This window comes from Halothece sp. PCC 7418, assembly GCF_000317635.1.
In the GTDB taxonomy this organism is placed as follows: domain Bacteria; phylum Cyanobacteriota; class Cyanobacteriia; order Cyanobacteriales; family Rubidibacteraceae; genus Halothece.
The window spans coordinates 315,052-330,649 of sequence record NC_019779.1 but is presented as its reverse complement, the minus strand read 5'-3'; the positions used below and the strand labels follow the sequence as shown (position 1 = coordinate 330,649).

Sequence of the window (15,598 nt, the reverse complement as noted above, 5' to 3'; positions counted from 1 at the left end):
TCGGGGTTAGCTCTCCCAAACCCAAAATGAGTTTCAACTAAACTTATTTACTCATTCATCTGCAAAGAGGATTTCCAAAAAAGGCTATGGCAACCAAATTTCCAAAATTTAGCCAAGACCTTGCTCAAGATCCAACAACACGTCGGATTTGGTACGGGATTGCTACGGCTCATGACTTTGAAAGCCATGATGGCATGACTGAGGAGAATCTTTATCAAAAGATTTTTGCTTCTCACTTTGGTCACATCGCCATTATCTTTCTCTGGACTTCCGGCACCTTATTCCACGTTGCTTGGCAAGGTAATTTTGAACAGTGGATTAAAGACCCCTTAAACGTAAGTCCGATTGCTCACGCAATTTGGGACCCTCACTTCGGTGAAGCTGCAGTTGATGCTTTCACGCAAGCCGGCGCTTCTAACCCAGTGAATATTGCTTACTCTGGTGTTTATCACTGGTTCTACACCATTGGGATGACCACCAACGGCGATCTATACCAAGGCGCAGTCTTCTTATTATTACTCTCGGCTGTGTTCTTATTCGCTGGCTGGCTTCATCTCCAACCGAAATTCCGTCCCAGTCTCTCTTGGTTCAAGAGTGCTGAACATCGCCTCAACCACCACTTAGCGGGTTTATTTGGCGTAAGTTCTCTGGCTTGGGCGGGTCACTTGGTTCACGTGGCAATTCCTGAGTCTCGTGGTCAGCACGTCGGTTGGGATAACTTCCTCTCGGTGAAGCCTCACCCAGCTGGTTTAGGACCTTTCTTTAGCGGTAACTGGGGTGTTTATGCCCAAAATCCTGATACTGCTAACCACATCTTTGGCACGTCTGAAGGTGCAGGATCTGCAATCTTAACCTTCCTCGGTGGTTTCCATCCTCAAACGGAATCTCTGTGGTTAACCGATATGGCGCACCACCACCTCGCGATCGCGGTAATTTTCATCATTGCCGGTCATATGTATCGCACCAACTTTGGTATCGGTCACAGCATCCGCGAAATGCTCGATTCCAAAAAAGGTTTAATCGGTGGTCAAAGCGAAGGTCAGTTTAACCTGCCTCACCAAGGACTCTATGACACTCTTAATAACTCCTTACACTTCCAGCTTGCCCTTGCCCTGGCTGCGTTAGGAACCGTTACTTCCCTGGTGGCGCAGCATATGTATTCCCTACCGCCTTATGCCTTTATTGCGCGGGATTACACCACTCAAGCTGCCCTTTATACCCACCACCAGTACATTGCAGGTTTCATTATGGTCGGTGCGTTTGCTCACGGGGCAATCTTCTTAATCCGTGACTACGATCCCGAACAAAATAAAGGAAACGTGCTTGATCGCGTTCTCCAACATAAAGAGGCGATTATCTCCCACTTAAGCTGGGTTTCCCTCTTCTTAGGATTCCACACCTTAGGACTCTACGTTCACAACGACGTTGTAGTTGCCTTTGGTACCCCTGAGAAACAAATTCTCATTGAGCCTGTGTTTGCCCAGTTTGTGCAAAGCGCACACGGTAAAGCCCTCTATGGCATGGATGCACTGCTCTCTAATGCAGACAGTGTTGCTTCTAATGCTGGTGCTGCTTGGTTACCAGGTTGGCTCGATGCGATCAACAGTGGCGATAACTCCTTATTCCTCACTATTGGACCTGGAGACTTCTTAGTTCACCACGCGATCGCGCTCGGACTCCACACCACCACCTTAATTCTGGTCAAAGGTGCTTTGGATGCCCGTGGCTCTAAACTCATGCCCGACAAAAAAGACTTCGGTTACAGCTTCCCCTGTGACGGTCCGGGTCGGGGCGGTACTTGCGACATCTCCGCTTGGGATGCCTTCTACCTCGCCGTCTTCTGGATGTTAAACACCATTGGTTGGATTACCTTCTACTGGCACTGGAAACATCTCGGCATCTGGCAAGGAAACGTTGCTCAGTTCAACGAATCCTCCACGTATCTCATGGGTTGGCTTCGTGATTACCTGTGGCTCAACTCTGCTCAGTTAATCAACGGTTACAACACCTACGGCATGAACAACCTTTCCGTCTGGGCTTGGATGTTCCTCTTCGGACACCTCGTTTGGGCAACTGGTTTCATGTTCCTCATCTCTTGGCGCGGTTACTGGCAAGAATTGATTGAAACCATCGTTTGGGCACACGAGCGCACTCCTCTGGCGAACCTCGTTCGTTGGAAAGACAAGCCCGTTGCTCTCTCCATCGTGCAAGCGCGTTTAGTTGGATTAGCTCACTTCGCAGTCGGTTACATCCTGACTTACGCTGCCTTCCTCATTGCCTCAACTTCCTCATTGTTTGGTTAATGAGTGGTAACAATCATCTTGTGCTTGAGTAACAAGCGTTAACCTTAAATCCCCTACCCCAGTGGTGGGGGATTTTTCATTAGAGTTCCCTTCCCGTTTGCTAAATTGGGATAAATGCGATCGCGCTGGAAACCTTGCTTATGAGCTATACCACCGAAGAATTGATTGAGATTTTAGATCAAGAGTTACGGGCAACCTGGCAAGGGAAACGGGTTTTATTTTCTTCTTCAGATCGTCTCAATAACCCCGTTTTAGCGAAAGCAATTGGTACAGAGAAGTTAAGTAAAGTATTTGCCTATCGCGATTTCCGAGCGCAAATTCATCAATATCAACGGGAACACGAAGTTTCAGGATTAGTGTGGCGGGTGTGTCGATTTAATGGCTATGAAGTGGAGTGTCCAGAACTTCATAATCAACTGATTGCCATTCCCCAAGATAAAGAGACTTTAAAGCAAGTGAAACCGAGAATTTTTGAGTTTTGGCAAAATGCAACACAGAACTTAAATCTCTGGACAGACGCAGATCCCCCAACACCGATTGATACAGCAACCGTTGCCGAACGAGTAGAAGCAACAGAATGGCTAGAGGTGGAAACGACGCGGGAAGAATTGATTTTAAACTTGTGCTGGGGGAATCCCAAAGAATGTCATTATCAGTGGGCTTTACCGTATTCGGGGCGCGATCGCGTGATTGCCACGGCAAAAGGTCAACCCTCACAAATTTATCAGTAGTGGAGAGGTAGTAACAACCAATCTGAATGATTAAGATCGTTAACAATACCGTTAACAACTCAAGATCAAGTGAAATGAATGTATTGCTTTTAACCCTAGGAATTCTATTATTCCTTTTTATGATTGGATTAATTGTTTATCTAGTGACAGCCCGTCGCTATCAATCTGCTGACTCCGTGGCAAGTTCTTACGACACTTGGACAGAAGATGGCATTTTAGAATTTTACTGGGGGGAACACATCCACCTCGGTCATTATGGGTCTCCGCCACAGCGTAAGGACTTTCTGCAAGCAAAATCTGATTTTGTTCATGAAATGGCACATTGGGGAGGGATTGATCAGTATCCGAAAGGAACAACCCTTTTAGATGTCGGTTGTGGAATTGGGGGAAGTAGTCGTATTCTTGCCAAAGATTATGGCTTTGATGTTACGGCGGTAACGATCAGCCCACAACAAGTGAGACGGGCGCAAGAACTGACCCCTGACGGTGTAACTGCTAAATTTATGGTTGGGGATGCGATGTCTTTGCCCTTTCCCGATGCGAGTTTTGATGTAGTTTGGTCAATTGAAACTGGACCCCATATTCCTGATAAAGATAGTTTTGCCAGAGAATTACTGCGGGTGTTAAAGCCAGGGGGTCGTCTGGTGGTTGCTGATTGGAATCAACGAGATGATCGGGAAAAACCCTTGAATTTTTGGGAAAAACCCGTAATGAAACAATTGTTAGATCAATGGTCACATCCGGCTTTTTCTAGTATTGAAGGTTTCGCAGAACGCTTGGAAGCAACAGGGATGGTGGAAGGTCATCTGATTACCGATGATTGGACAAAACCCACCCTTCCATCTTGGATTGATTCGATCTGGCAAGGAGTGATTCGACCCCAAGGTTTTCTTAAATTTGGGCTTTATGGCTTTATTAAATCGGTACGCGAAGTGCCCACGCTTTTACTGATGCGACTCGCCTTTGGAACTGGCTTGTGTCGCTTTGGAATGTTTCGAGCAGTTCGTGCGGAAACCTCTAATCAAGTGGTAAGCACTGCGACTAGCCAAGCCGTTAAGCATTAACCAATAATCTTTTTTGGGTAGAGCGACTAACTGGAATTGGTAACCCAGATGGTAGTACAATAACCTCGTTTACCTAATTGGAGGAGGATCAGTGACGACAAAGGTTGTAATTATCCGTCATGGACAAAGTACCTATAATATCGAACACATCATCCAAGGACGTTGTGACAAATCGGTTTTAACAGAACAAGGTCGCACCGATGCAGAAAAAGTGGGCGCTGTGTTGCGTCAACTCGATATTGCAACACTCTATACAAGTCCTCTCCAAAGAGCAAAAGAAACGGCTGAGATTGTTCATCGCTGTTTTCAGGTTGCTCCTCCCCTAGAAGTGTCGGAATTACTCCAAGAAGTGGATCTTCCCTTGTGGGAAGAGATGAAAAAAGATCAGATCGCAAGCCAGTTTCCAGAAGATTATCACTGTTGGAAAACCCGTCCCCATAAATTCTATATGACCGTTGATGGGAATAAACATTATCCCGTGTTATCCCTTTATGAACAAGCTCAAAATTTCTGGAAACAAATCCTTGCTAAGCACAAAGGAGAAACAATCGCCATTGTTGCTCATAATGGGATTAATCGCTGTTTAATTAGCAGCGCGATCGGTGTTGAACCCAGCCTTTATCATTCCATTCAACAATCTAATTGCGGAATTAATGTTCTTAACTTTAAAGGCGCATGGGGAGAACCAGTTGAACTCGAATCTCTCAATCAAACCTCTCACTTGGGAACAGCTTTACCGTCTCCTCGGAAAAATCAAGGGATACGGTTACTTTTAGTGCGTCACGGGGAAACAGATTGGAATAAAGAGTCTCGGTTTCAAGGGAAAATTGATATTCCCCTGAATGACAATGGTAGAGAACAAGGGAGGAAAGCTGCTGATTTTCTCAAAGAAACCCCGTTAGATTTTGCCATTTCGAGCCCCATGTTACGCCCAAAAGAAACCGCAGAATTAATCCTCGCTCATCATTCAGAAATTGAATTAGAAATTCAAGAACCATTACTCGAAATTAGTCATGGTAAATGGGAAGGGAAATTAAAACCAGAAATTCAAGCCGAATATCCAGAACTCCTCAAACAATGGCAAGAAACGCCAGAAATGGTACAAATGCCCGATGGAGAGAACTTACAGCAAGTTTGGGATCGGGCTGTTGCTTGTTGGGAAGACATTGTTGCCGAAAAAGGACACTCTCCTGAAGAAATAAAAACTGGAATCGTTGTTGCTCATGATGCCATTAATAAAGTCATTCTCTGTGCTTTATTAGGGCTTTCTCCTAGTAATTTCTGGAATGTGAAACAAGGGAATGGTGCCGTCAGTGTCATTGATTATCCTGACGGGAAAGAGGGTGCGCCTGTTTTGCAAGCCATTAATATTACCAGTCACCTTGCAGAAGGCATTTTTGACCAGACCGCAGCTGGTGCTTTGTAACCTTAACTCTCATCATGAGGTGATACAATTCTCCACTGATTTCGACTTAGAGAGTAATGCTGGAGAGGTCACCAAGGGATCATAACCCAGTTGCTGAGTAATTCGCTCTCGGGTTAAAACACGGTATTCCCAAAAGTGCTCTCCAGCTGCACATAATCCCAGATATAAGCTCAACAATTGGGGTTTCGTTTTCAAGAGCATCCAAAATTGATGCCAAAACTGCTTACGAATTGCTTTCATTTGAACTCCTTGTTTCCAGATTACTTGTGTGATCAGTCTGACTGCGGTTGTCATCGGGAAAGAAATCCGTTGTCGGAAATGCGGATTTGGGGTAATCTTCAAACAGTGTTGAAAGCAACGCTGGAGATAAGCAGCAGGTTCATACATTGTCCAGAGGGCTTGCATATACTCCTGTGCAATTTCTGATAGGGGACGGGTGGGGATAAAATTCATTAATGTATTTTGTTCACCGAACTTTGTCCAGCCTATATCTTCTAAAAGCCGTTGCTCTGTCTTCAGTCGCTCCCAAAGGGCAGTATTCTGAGGGGCTTGTAAAAGCCCTAACATCGGTTGTGGAATCGAGGTTTCTTCCACAAAGGCTTGAATGCGTTCTCCCGCCCCTGAGCGTTCACCGTCAAAACCAATGATAAAACCAGCATAAATCATCAATCCCGCTTGATTAATTTGATGACAAGCTTCAGCGAGAGGGCTGCGAGTGTTCTGGTGTTTCCGCGTTACTGTCAGGCTATCTTGATCTGGGGTTTCAATACCTAAAAAGACCCCATAAAATCCTGCTTGCTTCATCAACTCTAATAATTCTGGATCTTCAGCAAGATTAACTGATGCTTCTGTTAAAAAGGTAAAGGGGTAATTGCGCTCTTGTATCCATGGGATTAAGGCTCGCAATAAACGTTTCACGTTGCGCTGATTGCCAATAAAATTATCATCCACAATAAAAACAGATCGCCGCCAACCTAAATCGTATAGCGTTTGTAATTCGGCTAAGGTTTGATCAATCTCTTTGGTGCGAGGCTTACGGCCGTAAAGGCTGATAATGTCACAAAATTCGCAATGGAAAGGGCAACCCCGAGAAAATTGCACCGCCATCATCACGTAGTCCTCTCGCTGGAGTAAATCAAAGCGAGGCAGGGGACTCTGTGTTACGTCTGGCTTTTCATTTGCCCGAAAAATACCCTGTTCTTCTCCGCGAGTAATGGCATCGACAAACGGAGGGATCGTTATTTCTCCTTCATCAAGAATTAGATAATCTGCTCCCGACTCCATCGCATCTTCAGGAACAGAGGTCGGGTAAGGACCCCCAACAGCTACTTTTTTTCCTTTTTGAACTGCTTTCCGAATTAAATCATGAAAGTCTTCTCTTTGGGCAATCATTGCCGAAACCATAATGAGGTCACACCAGTCCCAATCCGCTTCTGTTTCCAAGGTGACATTACGATCATAAAAGCGAATGTCCCAATCTTGAGGTAGAAGCGATGCAACCGTGATAATTCCTAAAGGGGGAATGGTTGCCTTCATGTTAACAATGTCCATAAACCGATCATAAGACCAGAATGTTTTTGGAAAGAGAGGATAGAGTAGTAAGGCTTTCATATAGTCTCCTCAACCAATCAGAGTTTTCTCAAGCAAAGCAGTGGAAAAAATATCACTTATTACTTAGTATATTGAGGAGTTCTTTGAATCTACTTACGTATCTTATTTTGTAATAAAAATTAAGTAAACTTTTGAAGAAATAACTATCAACATAATACTGCTAGAAAAATTACTAGATTTGATAAGTTTCAATCAGGTGCATTAACTGAATAATGCACCTTGGTAATGATGACTACCATCCCTTTTCAGCTTGGTTTAAAACATAGTCAGCCACAGCTTCAATTTGGGCATCATTTAAGCGTCCGAGAAAAGCAGGCATCGCACTTTTTCCATTTTTGACTTGAGTGATAATTGCCTCTTTAGAATCCATGTTATATCGCTCTAGAGCCTCTTGTTTCAAGGTTTTATTTGCCATGATTCTGTTACCCCCATTGGCATGACAAACGGCACAATTAGCTTGAAAAACTTGTGCGCCATTAGCAGCAGCATGAGCGGGAGCAGCAATGAGAAGAGAGAATCCTAAAATTAGAGAAACGATGATGTTTTTGATCATTAGTCTTCAGATTTAAACAGCCTTTTAGAAGATAGGATAAATAACATCAACAATCAAAAGACAAATTGTAATACTTTAAGTTTTGTAACTGATTAGTTAGCAAAATTGATTTTCCAGCCCAGACGAGTCGGTTGTTGATAAATCTTTTTTAGAGTGTTGATATCCCGAGCCGAAATCGAAGGAAAGTCTCGCACTTGTGAAAAATAAAGTGCATCTTCTGAGTGGGGGCTATGTCCCCAGATTCCTAAAGCATGACCCATTTCATGGCGTGCGGTTGCTAGAGTTGCAGCTTGGCGTTGATGAGGACTAATTTCAATAATGATGCCATGAATTAATTGATCATTTGCTACCTTGAACTGGTAACGGGTGCGTGCAGTTCGATCGCGAGAAAACTCCATTAATCCTGTTTCTGGGTTGCGAGTGGTATTCAGAGGCGGGCGCGATCGCGCAATGATAATATCTGCTTGTGCGCGATCGTTCACTGGTTCCAACGGTAAGTAAACAGCCCATTCCTCTATTGCAGTAGTGACCGCTTCCACCCAGCCTTGCACCCCTTGATCCCTAGCAGATTCAGATAAGTCGAGATACACCTTCACCGGAAACTCTGACCACACCAAATAACCCAACGGAGTTGCTTCCACTTCTGAAAAATAATCCCCCACCTCAGCCACCGTTTCCCACTGCGCCAAGGTTGGGGGTAAAGGATGAGCCTTTAAAGGCGGGAGACTGGAAGAAGGCTGTGAAACAGTAACCTTTGAGATAGCAACAATAACCACTATTGTCAAAAGAAAAATATAAGCTACCTTGAGTTTCATAATGGATCACTGATCACTGTAAAGGGAACATACATTGATCAGTGTCACATCCTGTCGGACCCGCTTCTGAAAGTTCTCCCAGATCATACTTCAGCAATGCGGAATGAAAATCGTCCATTTTCCGCCGTTCTTCCACCTCTCGCATCAGTTGATTATAGGTCGCCTCATCCACTGGTTCAAACGGTAAACGCGGGAAAGTCTGATACGCATCAAAACGGGCGAGTAACGCAGCAGAAATATAGCCCTCATTATTTTTGATCGCGCTATAAATCGCTTGTCCTAAATCCTCAATTTCATGTTCTCGCAGTTCCAACGTTGCCGATGTATTGTGCGTGACATAGTGTTTCTGTACTTGCATGGCAAAATCAAACTGAGCTAAGACAGAGAACTTAGAGATATCAACCTCATCCGCACCTGGTAAATCCGCCCACGGAACCGCAACAGGAATCTCCACTAACCATTCTGTACACCGCTCATCAAAAGGATCTTTAAGCAGGTTTCCGTTTTCATCTTTATCCGACTGCGAGGGAACTACACTATAACCATAATCAATGCAAGCCAACGCCACAGGATCATTTTTCCCAAATGTTACCCGACGGATAAACCGCACCGCTTTCGGGGGATGCCAACCAGGAGAAGCCCCTGTCAGCAGAGATTTCGTGCCACTGGGTTGGACTGTGGTGCAACGGTTGGGCCGTTTAATATTATGGCGGTCACAATAATCCCAAACCGTTTCATGGACAATTTTGCGCCATTTTTCCAGATACGCTTGTTCTTTTTGCTTAAAGACTAATCCTGCTTCCGTCTCTGGGCGACCTTTCTCCCACCAGCGTAGCCATTCCACACCAAACGCCTGCACAAAGAAATCAAATAATCCCGTGAAGGAAACCCCGACAATCGGATCGAGTTCTCGACTATACTGATAGCGCGGTTCTTGGAACTGATGATTCAGTAAAGTGGCAACGGCTAAGGCACCAGCTTGGAAGGCTTCAGTTTGTTCTTGTTCGTTTTCTGGATCAATGAGATTTAAGTGGATCTCGCTAAGATTACAGTGAAAATTACTACCCGTGATCTCGCCACACGGATTAAGAGCATAGCGTTCTAAACGATGATTAAGTTCTCTCTGAGAGGGACTTTCAGGCAATAAATTTCTTAAGAATTTTTCTCCGTGTCCCAATTGATAAGCCTGTATAAATTGTTCTTTAAGTTCAAACGTATTTAATAAATCAGCATTGCCTCGCGCGATCGCCTCTGGGGCATACTGAATCGCCCCTTCTCCAGAATAGAACTGACTTCTAACTGCTTCAACACAGTCTTCTAAACTGGGCTGATGGTGATACACTCGGGTATGATTTGCCATTCGCAGTGCATCGCGATCAGGATCAATGCGCCAGTTTCCCTCTGCATCCGGTTGCCAAAGATTTTGTTTTAATAAGGGGGAGTCACTATCAAACTGTCTCATCCCTGCACTGTTGTGCGTCAGATAGCCATCACAGTAGAAACAGTGAGCATCTTCCACTTCAATATCATAGGTTTGAACAGCGAACACTTGACCCAGTTGCTTAAACGTAACAGGGATGTCCATTTCTACTTCCGACTCCACCCGATAACGTTCATAGTTAGAATCAACTTTTCGGCTACCTTGGAAACCCATTTTCTGCATTTCCGAATAGGTATAGGCTTCACGCATCATTTCCCCAGTCAAGGTAAAACCGTACATCTTCAAACCGACTTTTAATTCTCCTTTGACAGCATGAGAAGCAATTAATTTGTTATATTCTCCTTTTAAGGCTGGAAGACAAACATGATATCTGGTTCGCCAGTTCAGCTTTTGCGGAATCGTTTTCTTGATTCGTCCCGCAATCCCCAAACTTGATAAAACGGAAGCAATTTGACGGGCAAATTGAGGGTAAACTGTGCAAACTAAATGAGGAGGACGATTTTTTACAGAACCATCACTATCCATGATTCCTGCTAAATAAGCAGCGCGAGTCTCGACACTTCCCTGTAGGATAAAATCTGGAATCTCGATGGGTTCTTTTGGGCGTTTGATATTTTTGAAGAAGTATTCTGTCAGTCGAATTGAGGAACAAACAAAACGAACGGTGTTTTCATTTTCAGAGGTTTGTTTAGTTGCAGATACCCCAAAATTTGCTAAAGCGCGATTTAGCTTTTCTTCGATCAATGGCGCAAGTTCAGCATCTGTCGCCCAATTGATGCTCCCATAAGGCTTATTGTGCTTATTCCGTCCGAGACTGACATATCCATCACCATGAGTAAAACCAATCAACCAAGCGACATCAGGATTTAAATCTGGAATGGAAATTGCTTTTGCTGTTCGACTTTGAAGGGGACGAAGACTGGTTTCATCTGCTGGGAGTTGCGTAGGAATCCCCGCTAAAATTTTGGTATTGTGCAGCAGTCGATCGCCCGATTCCAATTCTCCTACTTGTTTCCAGACATAATCCCCATTGGCTGAACTTAAAACCGCCATGCGATGATTCTCCGTTGCTTGAGGATATGTTCCATTGGTTTCGATTTCTCGAACATCTTGGATTCCTTGATCGAATTTATCCACCACACGACGGAAACCCAGAGGGGTTTGCACGCGATCACCCACTTTAATATCTTTAATCGCCACTAATCCTCTTGCCGTATGAACTAACGCATATTCTGGCAAACAGCGCCGAATATTGCCGGCAACCACAGTGGCAGCAGCCTCATCAATCAACAAACAGCATTCTTCTGCGTTGAGTTTCCGCCCTTGCGCCCGATTGAGAATTTTCGCAAGACGAGGATAGAGTTCTGGAATTTTGATCGGATTGGCGACACCACCAAAGCCTTTTAAGACTTCTCCTGCGGGACGCACATGACTGGGATCGATTTCAATATTAACCGTTGTGTCCAAGTCTTCATTGCTCGAGAGTTCTAATAACGCCTGATACGATTGCACCCAGCCCTCGCGGGAGTCACCAATACAAATTTTTACCTTTTTTGGATCACTAATTCTAACGGTTGTTTCTTCTTGACGGGCTTCTGGAAGTACCGTGCCAATTTCATTGACAATAGAAATATTGAGATAATTACGAATGGCGGGTAACTGGTTAATATATTTTTCTTCCAAGACAGCCCCAGTTCCACAACCCATCATAGCTAAATCCATCATCAAGCCAAAGGCTCGCCAATCTACAACATTAGTAGAAGTGCAGTTATACGCGCCAGAATAGTTTTTGGGGTTTTCCAGCCACTGGGTTCCCCCCACCCACAGCCAACGCCCAGCAGGAAGACTTTTGAGGTGAGTCATGGTTTTTTCTAAGAGTTGGGCTTCCTCTGCGGTGAGTTGACCGAGTTTGACTAACCCAGAAATGCAGCGATCGCGCACCTGTTCCCATGTTTCTCTTCCATCCTCGGTTCGTCGGCTATACGTCCGAAAAAACACAGGATTCGCCACAGGTGCGTTTTCTGGGAAGTTTGTCGATTGTTTACGCTCAAGCTCTCTGACCATTGATTTGTCTCTATCGTAAGGGCTGATTGAATTAGTTGATGTTCCAGTAATGACTGAGATTCTGATCTTAAATTAATTCTTGCAAAGGGGTAAAGGTCTTAGAAAAAGTGTTGCTATTCCGTGAAAATTACGCTATGTCAACCCAATGTGTCATCGCCATAATCCGAAAAGAGATAGATGTTTTGCCATGTTTTTCAAACTACCCTGTGAAGGACAACCTCGAAAAATTGTATAAGATCTCATGTCTTTAGCCCCTTGGCGTAGCGCGATCGCGCGATCGCTGCATCAAAATCGCTCTCATCCCGACTCCCGTTTTTTTCAACTCGCCACTGTTACCCCCAACGGTCAACCCGCCAACCGTACCGTTGTTTTTCGGGGCTTTCGAGACAACAGCAACGATCTTCAAATCATTAGTGACGCTCGCAGCGAGAAAAATCATCATCTCCAACAACAACCGCAAGCCGAAATTTGTTGGTACTTTACTAAATCTCGCGAACAGTTTCGCTTTCGGGGAATCATCAAAGTCATTGACTCAGAAAATACCGCCTTGGCTTCTCTGCGACAAACGGTGTGGGAAAATCTCTCTGATAACGCCCGTTTACTCTTTGCTTGGCCCCATCCCAAAGCCAAACGTACCGCACCCGAAACCACCTTCACTGAAGCAAATCCCTCTCCACATCATCCCCCTCAAACCTTCACCCTTTTACTCTTTTCTCCCCACCACCTTGATTACCTCACCCTGAAAGGAAACCCCCAAAATCGCTATCTTTATTCCTGTGATGATCAGGGGAACTGGTTTCAACAAGAAGTCAATCCCTAGTTTAGTTCTTAGTTCTTAGTTCTTAGTTCTTAGTTCTTTGGTAACTGGTAACTGGTAACTGGTAACTGGTAACTGCTCACTGGTCACTATTCTCAACAGACACAGAAACGCTATCTCTAACCAACGACCAATAACCCATGATAGAGGACGAATCACTGATTTCTAACTCAAGGTAGCCGTTTTTAGAGCCGATCAGCGCGAAGATCGAGGTATAGAACAAAAGAAGGTTGAGAGCTAACATCAACCTCTCATCCTCGACAGTGAGGTTCAAACAAGTCGAAAGACATGGTTACAGAAAACCCAAATAAGAATAATTCTCAAAATAAAAATAATAGCAAGGAAAAACCAAGGTTTAACGGCAGTTGGCTCTTTCCCATTATTGCCTTAACCCTATTAGTAGCGAGCTTCTTCTCCAGTCCAGAAGGAAAAGAAGTCCCCTATAGTCAATTTATAGAGCAAGTTAAAAATAATCAAGTTGAAGAAGTCAGCATCGGACCCGAACGCATCGAATATAAACTCAAACCCGATGCAGTGGAAGAAGAAAACGCGCCTCTGGTTCGACAAACCTTTAACGTTCCCAGCGATCGCGATTTAACAGACGTTTTAGAAGCGAATAACGTTGAATATAGCGGACAACCCGCAGGCGGTGGCGCAGGCTGGCTCGTCGGCGCACTGAGTTGGATTTTACCCCCATTACTCTTTTTCGGTCTTGCCTATTTCTTATTTAATCGCGCTCAAGGTGGGGCAAGTAACCCCATTATGTCTGTCGGTAGAAGCAAAGCACGGATTTACTCCGAAGGCGACACTGGCTTTACCTTCAGTGACATTGCTGGCGTTGATGAAGCCAAAGAAGAATTAAAAGAAGTCGTGGATTATCTTAAAAATGCCACAAAATACAGCCGACTCGGCGCGAAGATTCCGAAAGGCGTTCTCCTGGTCGGACCCCCAGGAACTGGGAAAACCCTTCTTGCGAAAGCTGTCGCAGGGGAAGCCAATGTTCCCTTCTTTAGTATCTCTGGGTCTGAGTTCATTGAAATGTTTGTTGGGGTCGGTGCATCCCGTGTTCGTGACTTATTCCAACAAGCACAACAACAAGCCCCTTGTATCATCTTTATTGACGAACTCGATGCCCTTGGTAAATCCCGTGGTGGTAACGGTGCAATGACGGGGGGAGGCGGAAATGATGAACAAGAACAAACCCTCAACCAGTTACTTAACGAAATGGATGGCTTTGATGCCAATACTGGGGTTATTGTCTTAGCAGCAACGAACCGTCCCGAAGTCTTAGACCCTGCATTACAACGCCCTGGACGCTTTGACCGTCAAGTAGGAGTTGATCGTCCTGATAAGAAAGGACGGAAAGAAATCTTAGAAGTTCATGTTCCCAACATTAAACTGGCTGAAGATGTGGACTTATCCGTCATTGCAGGTCGCACCCCTGGTTTTGCAGGGGCAGATCTGGCTAACTTAGTCAATGAAGCAGCCCTTCTCGCAGCACGGAATAATCATGAATACGTGACAAGTGCCGACTTTGATGAAGCCTTAGAGCGGGTCATTGCTGGCTTAGAGAAAAAATCACGAGTGCTGCAAGAGGAAGAAAAAACCACCGTTGCTTATCACGAAGTCGGTCACGCCATGGTGGGTAGTTTGATGCCTGGTGCGGGTCGTGTGGAAAAAATTTCTATTGTTCCTCGTGGGGCTGGTGCGTTAGGCTATACCCTTCAGTTGCCCGAAGAAGACCGTTTTCTCGTTGCGGAAGATGAGATTCGGGGCCGTATTGCCATTATGTTAGCGGGACGTTCTGCTGAAGAAGTGGTCTTTGGGAAAGTCTCCACAGGTGCAAGCGATGACATTCAAAAAGCAACGGATCTTGCAGAACGCTGTGTGACTCTCTATGGCATGAGTGACCGTTTAGGTCCGATCGCGTTTGAAAAGCCTCAACAGCAATATATTCCTGGCTTAAGCAGCCCCCGTCGTTCCGTTGGTCCCCAAGTTACCGCAGCCATTGATGAAGAAGTGAAGCGGATCGTAGAAGATGCCCATACCATCGCGCAACATATTCTACAGGAAAATCGGGACGTGCTAGAAGAAACCGCCCAAAGTCTTCTCGAAGTAGAAGTGTTAGATGGGGATAACTTAACCGAAAAATTATCTCAGGTCAAAGCCCCAGAACATTTCCAAAACTGGCTCAAAACTGGGACTTTACCCGAGGCTTTAAAACCAGAGTCTTCCACGGACAACCATCAGGAAAATGGTCAGGAAGCCTCTGCACTCAGCTATTCTAAGCTGAACTAGCCAATTGATTACTCACTAAGGTTTCAAGGGTGCGATAGAGTTCATCGCGCCCTTTTAATTCTTCTAAACGACAAACCACTTTCCCTTGATCAAATAAAATTAAAGTCGGTAAACTTTTTAAGCGATAAGTATTCGCTAACTTAAAATTTTCATCAGCATTAATACTTACTAATTTAATTTTTTGATCCCAACTATTTTGGAACGTAATCAAAGTTGGCATAATTAAACGGCATAAACCGCACCAAGGAGCCCAGAAGTGAACTAAGGTGGGTTGTGGTGAAGAGAGAACTTCTTGGGAAAAATTATTTTCGTTAACGGTAGCAACCATAACGGGGATAAAGTTTTATTAAAATGAATGATTTCGCTTTTGGATCATGCTACATCGATTTGGGATCAAAGTGCCAGGGGAGATCCCCGATTTCTATCAATTTATAGAATCAGTGTTTCCGATTCAGTTGAGGGGGACGAATGACCA

At 44.7% G+C, this 15,598-nt stretch carries 11 protein-coding genes; 6 read left to right on the top strand and 5 right to left on the bottom strand.

Annotation, left to right across the window (positions count from 1 at the left end):
• Positions 1 to 86 precede the first annotated feature (86 nt).
• From psaB to PCC7418_RS01450, 4 genes are all read left to right on the top strand, one after another.
• Positions 87 to 2,303, top strand: a complete 2,217-nt coding sequence (psaB, locus tag PCC7418_RS01465; RefSeq protein ID WP_015224403.1) for a photosystem I core protein PsaB — start codon at positions 87 to 89, stop codon at positions 2,301 to 2,303.
• Positions 2,304 to 2,443: 140 nt separating this feature from the next.
• Positions 2,444 to 3,034, top strand: a complete 591-nt coding sequence (locus tag PCC7418_RS01460; protein WP_015224402.1) for a hypothetical protein — start codon at positions 2,444 to 2,446, stop codon at positions 3,032 to 3,034.
• 74 nt (positions 3,035 to 3,108) lie between these two features.
• Complete coding sequence (locus tag PCC7418_RS01455; protein ID WP_015224401.1) at positions 3,109 to 4,098, top strand: methyltransferase domain-containing protein; 990 nt, start codon at positions 3,109 to 3,111, stop codon at positions 4,096 to 4,098.
• Between the two features lie 91 nt (positions 4,099 to 4,189).
• Entirely contained in the window at positions 4,190 to 5,524 is a 1,335-nt protein-coding gene (locus tag PCC7418_RS01450; RefSeq protein WP_015224400.1) for a histidine phosphatase family protein, read from the top strand.
• Positions 5,525 to 5,536: 12 nt separating this feature from the next.
• Here PCC7418_RS01450 and PCC7418_RS01445 read toward each other — a convergent pair whose 3' ends face one another.
• From PCC7418_RS01445 to nrdJ, 4 genes are all read right to left on the bottom strand, one after another.
• Positions 5,537 to 7,135 carry a B12-binding domain-containing radical SAM protein gene (locus PCC7418_RS01445; RefSeq protein ID WP_015224399.1) on the bottom strand — a complete coding sequence of 533 codons (1,599 nt, stop codon included), beginning with the start codon at positions 7,133 to 7,135 and terminating at the stop codon, positions 5,537 to 5,539.
• Positions 7,136 to 7,367: 232 nt separating this feature from the next.
• The gene (petJ, locus tag PCC7418_RS01440; RefSeq protein WP_015224398.1) at positions 7,368 to 7,688 is read right to left on the bottom strand and encodes a cytochrome c6 PetJ; all 321 of its coding nucleotides are present in this window, start codon (positions 7,686 to 7,688) and stop codon (positions 7,368 to 7,370) included.
• A 92-nt stretch (positions 7,689 to 7,780) separates the two neighbouring features.
• On the bottom strand, positions 7,781 to 8,503 hold the full coding sequence (locus PCC7418_RS01435; protein WP_015224397.1) for a peptidase: 723 nt from the start codon (positions 8,501 to 8,503) through the stop codon (positions 7,781 to 7,783).
• A gap of 13 nt (positions 8,504 to 8,516) precedes the next feature.
• Positions 8,517 to 12,008: a ribonucleoside-triphosphate reductase, adenosylcobalamin-dependent gene (nrdJ, locus tag PCC7418_RS01430; RefSeq protein ID WP_015224396.1), complete on the bottom strand. Its 3,492-nt coding sequence runs from the start codon at positions 12,006 to 12,008 to the stop codon at positions 8,517 to 8,519.
• Between the two features lie 241 nt (positions 12,009 to 12,249).
• Between nrdJ and PCC7418_RS01425 the strand changes: the two genes are divergently transcribed.
• Positions 12,250 to 12,828: an Npun_F5749 family FMN-dependent PPOX-type flavoprotein gene (locus tag PCC7418_RS01425; RefSeq protein WP_015224395.1), complete on the top strand. Its 579-nt coding sequence runs from the start codon at positions 12,250 to 12,252 to the stop codon at positions 12,826 to 12,828.
• Between the two features lie 285 nt (positions 12,829 to 13,113).
• Entirely contained in the window at positions 13,114 to 15,123 is a 2,010-nt protein-coding gene (gene ftsH / locus PCC7418_RS01420) for an ATP-dependent zinc metalloprotease FtsH (protein WP_015224394.1), read from the top strand.
• Here ftsH and PCC7418_RS01415 read toward each other — a convergent pair.
• Positions 15,110 to 15,451 carry a co-chaperone YbbN gene (locus PCC7418_RS01415; RefSeq protein ID WP_015224393.1) on the bottom strand — a complete coding sequence of 114 codons (342 nt, stop codon included), beginning with the start codon at positions 15,449 to 15,451 and terminating at the stop codon, positions 15,110 to 15,112. The genes ftsH and PCC7418_RS01415 overlap by 14 nt on opposite strands.
• Between the last annotated feature and the right edge of the window lie 147 nt (positions 15,452 to 15,598).

What these genes read in the sequence shown, in the direction of transcription:
- ftsH (WP_015224394.1), top strand. Translation starts at nt 13,114, where the DNA reads ATGGTTACAGAAAACCCAAATAAGAATAATTCTCAAAATAAAAATAAT.
- PCC7418_RS01425 (WP_015224395.1), top strand. Translation starts at nt 12,250, where the DNA reads ATGTCTTTAGCCCCTTGGCGTAGCGCGATCGCGCGATCGCTGCATCAA.
- nrdJ (WP_015224396.1), bottom strand. Translation starts at nt 12,008, where the DNA reads ATGGTCAGAGAGCTTGAGCGTAAACAATCGACAAACTTCCCAGAAAAC.
- PCC7418_RS01455 (WP_015224401.1), top strand. Translation starts at nt 3,109, where the DNA reads ATGAATGTATTGCTTTTAACCCTAGGAATTCTATTATTCCTTTTTATG.
- PCC7418_RS01460 (WP_015224402.1), top strand. Translation starts at nt 2,444, where the DNA reads ATGAGCTATACCACCGAAGAATTGATTGAGATTTTAGATCAAGAGTTA.
- psaB (WP_015224403.1), top strand. Translation starts at nt 87, where the DNA reads ATGGCAACCAAATTTCCAAAATTTAGCCAAGACCTTGCTCAAGATCCA.
- PCC7418_RS01415 (WP_015224393.1), bottom strand. Translation starts at nt 15,451, where the DNA reads ATGGTTGCTACCGTTAACGAAAATAATTTTTCCCAAGAAGTTCTCTCT.
- petJ (WP_015224398.1), bottom strand. Translation starts at nt 7,688, where the DNA reads ATGATCAAAAACATCATCGTTTCTCTAATTTTAGGATTCTCTCTTCTC.
- PCC7418_RS01435 (WP_015224397.1), bottom strand. Translation starts at nt 8,503, where the DNA reads ATGAAACTCAAGGTAGCTTATATTTTTCTTTTGACAATAGTGGTTATT.
- PCC7418_RS01445 (WP_015224399.1), bottom strand. Translation starts at nt 7,135, where the DNA reads ATGAAAGCCTTACTACTCTATCCTCTCTTTCCAAAAACATTCTGGTCT.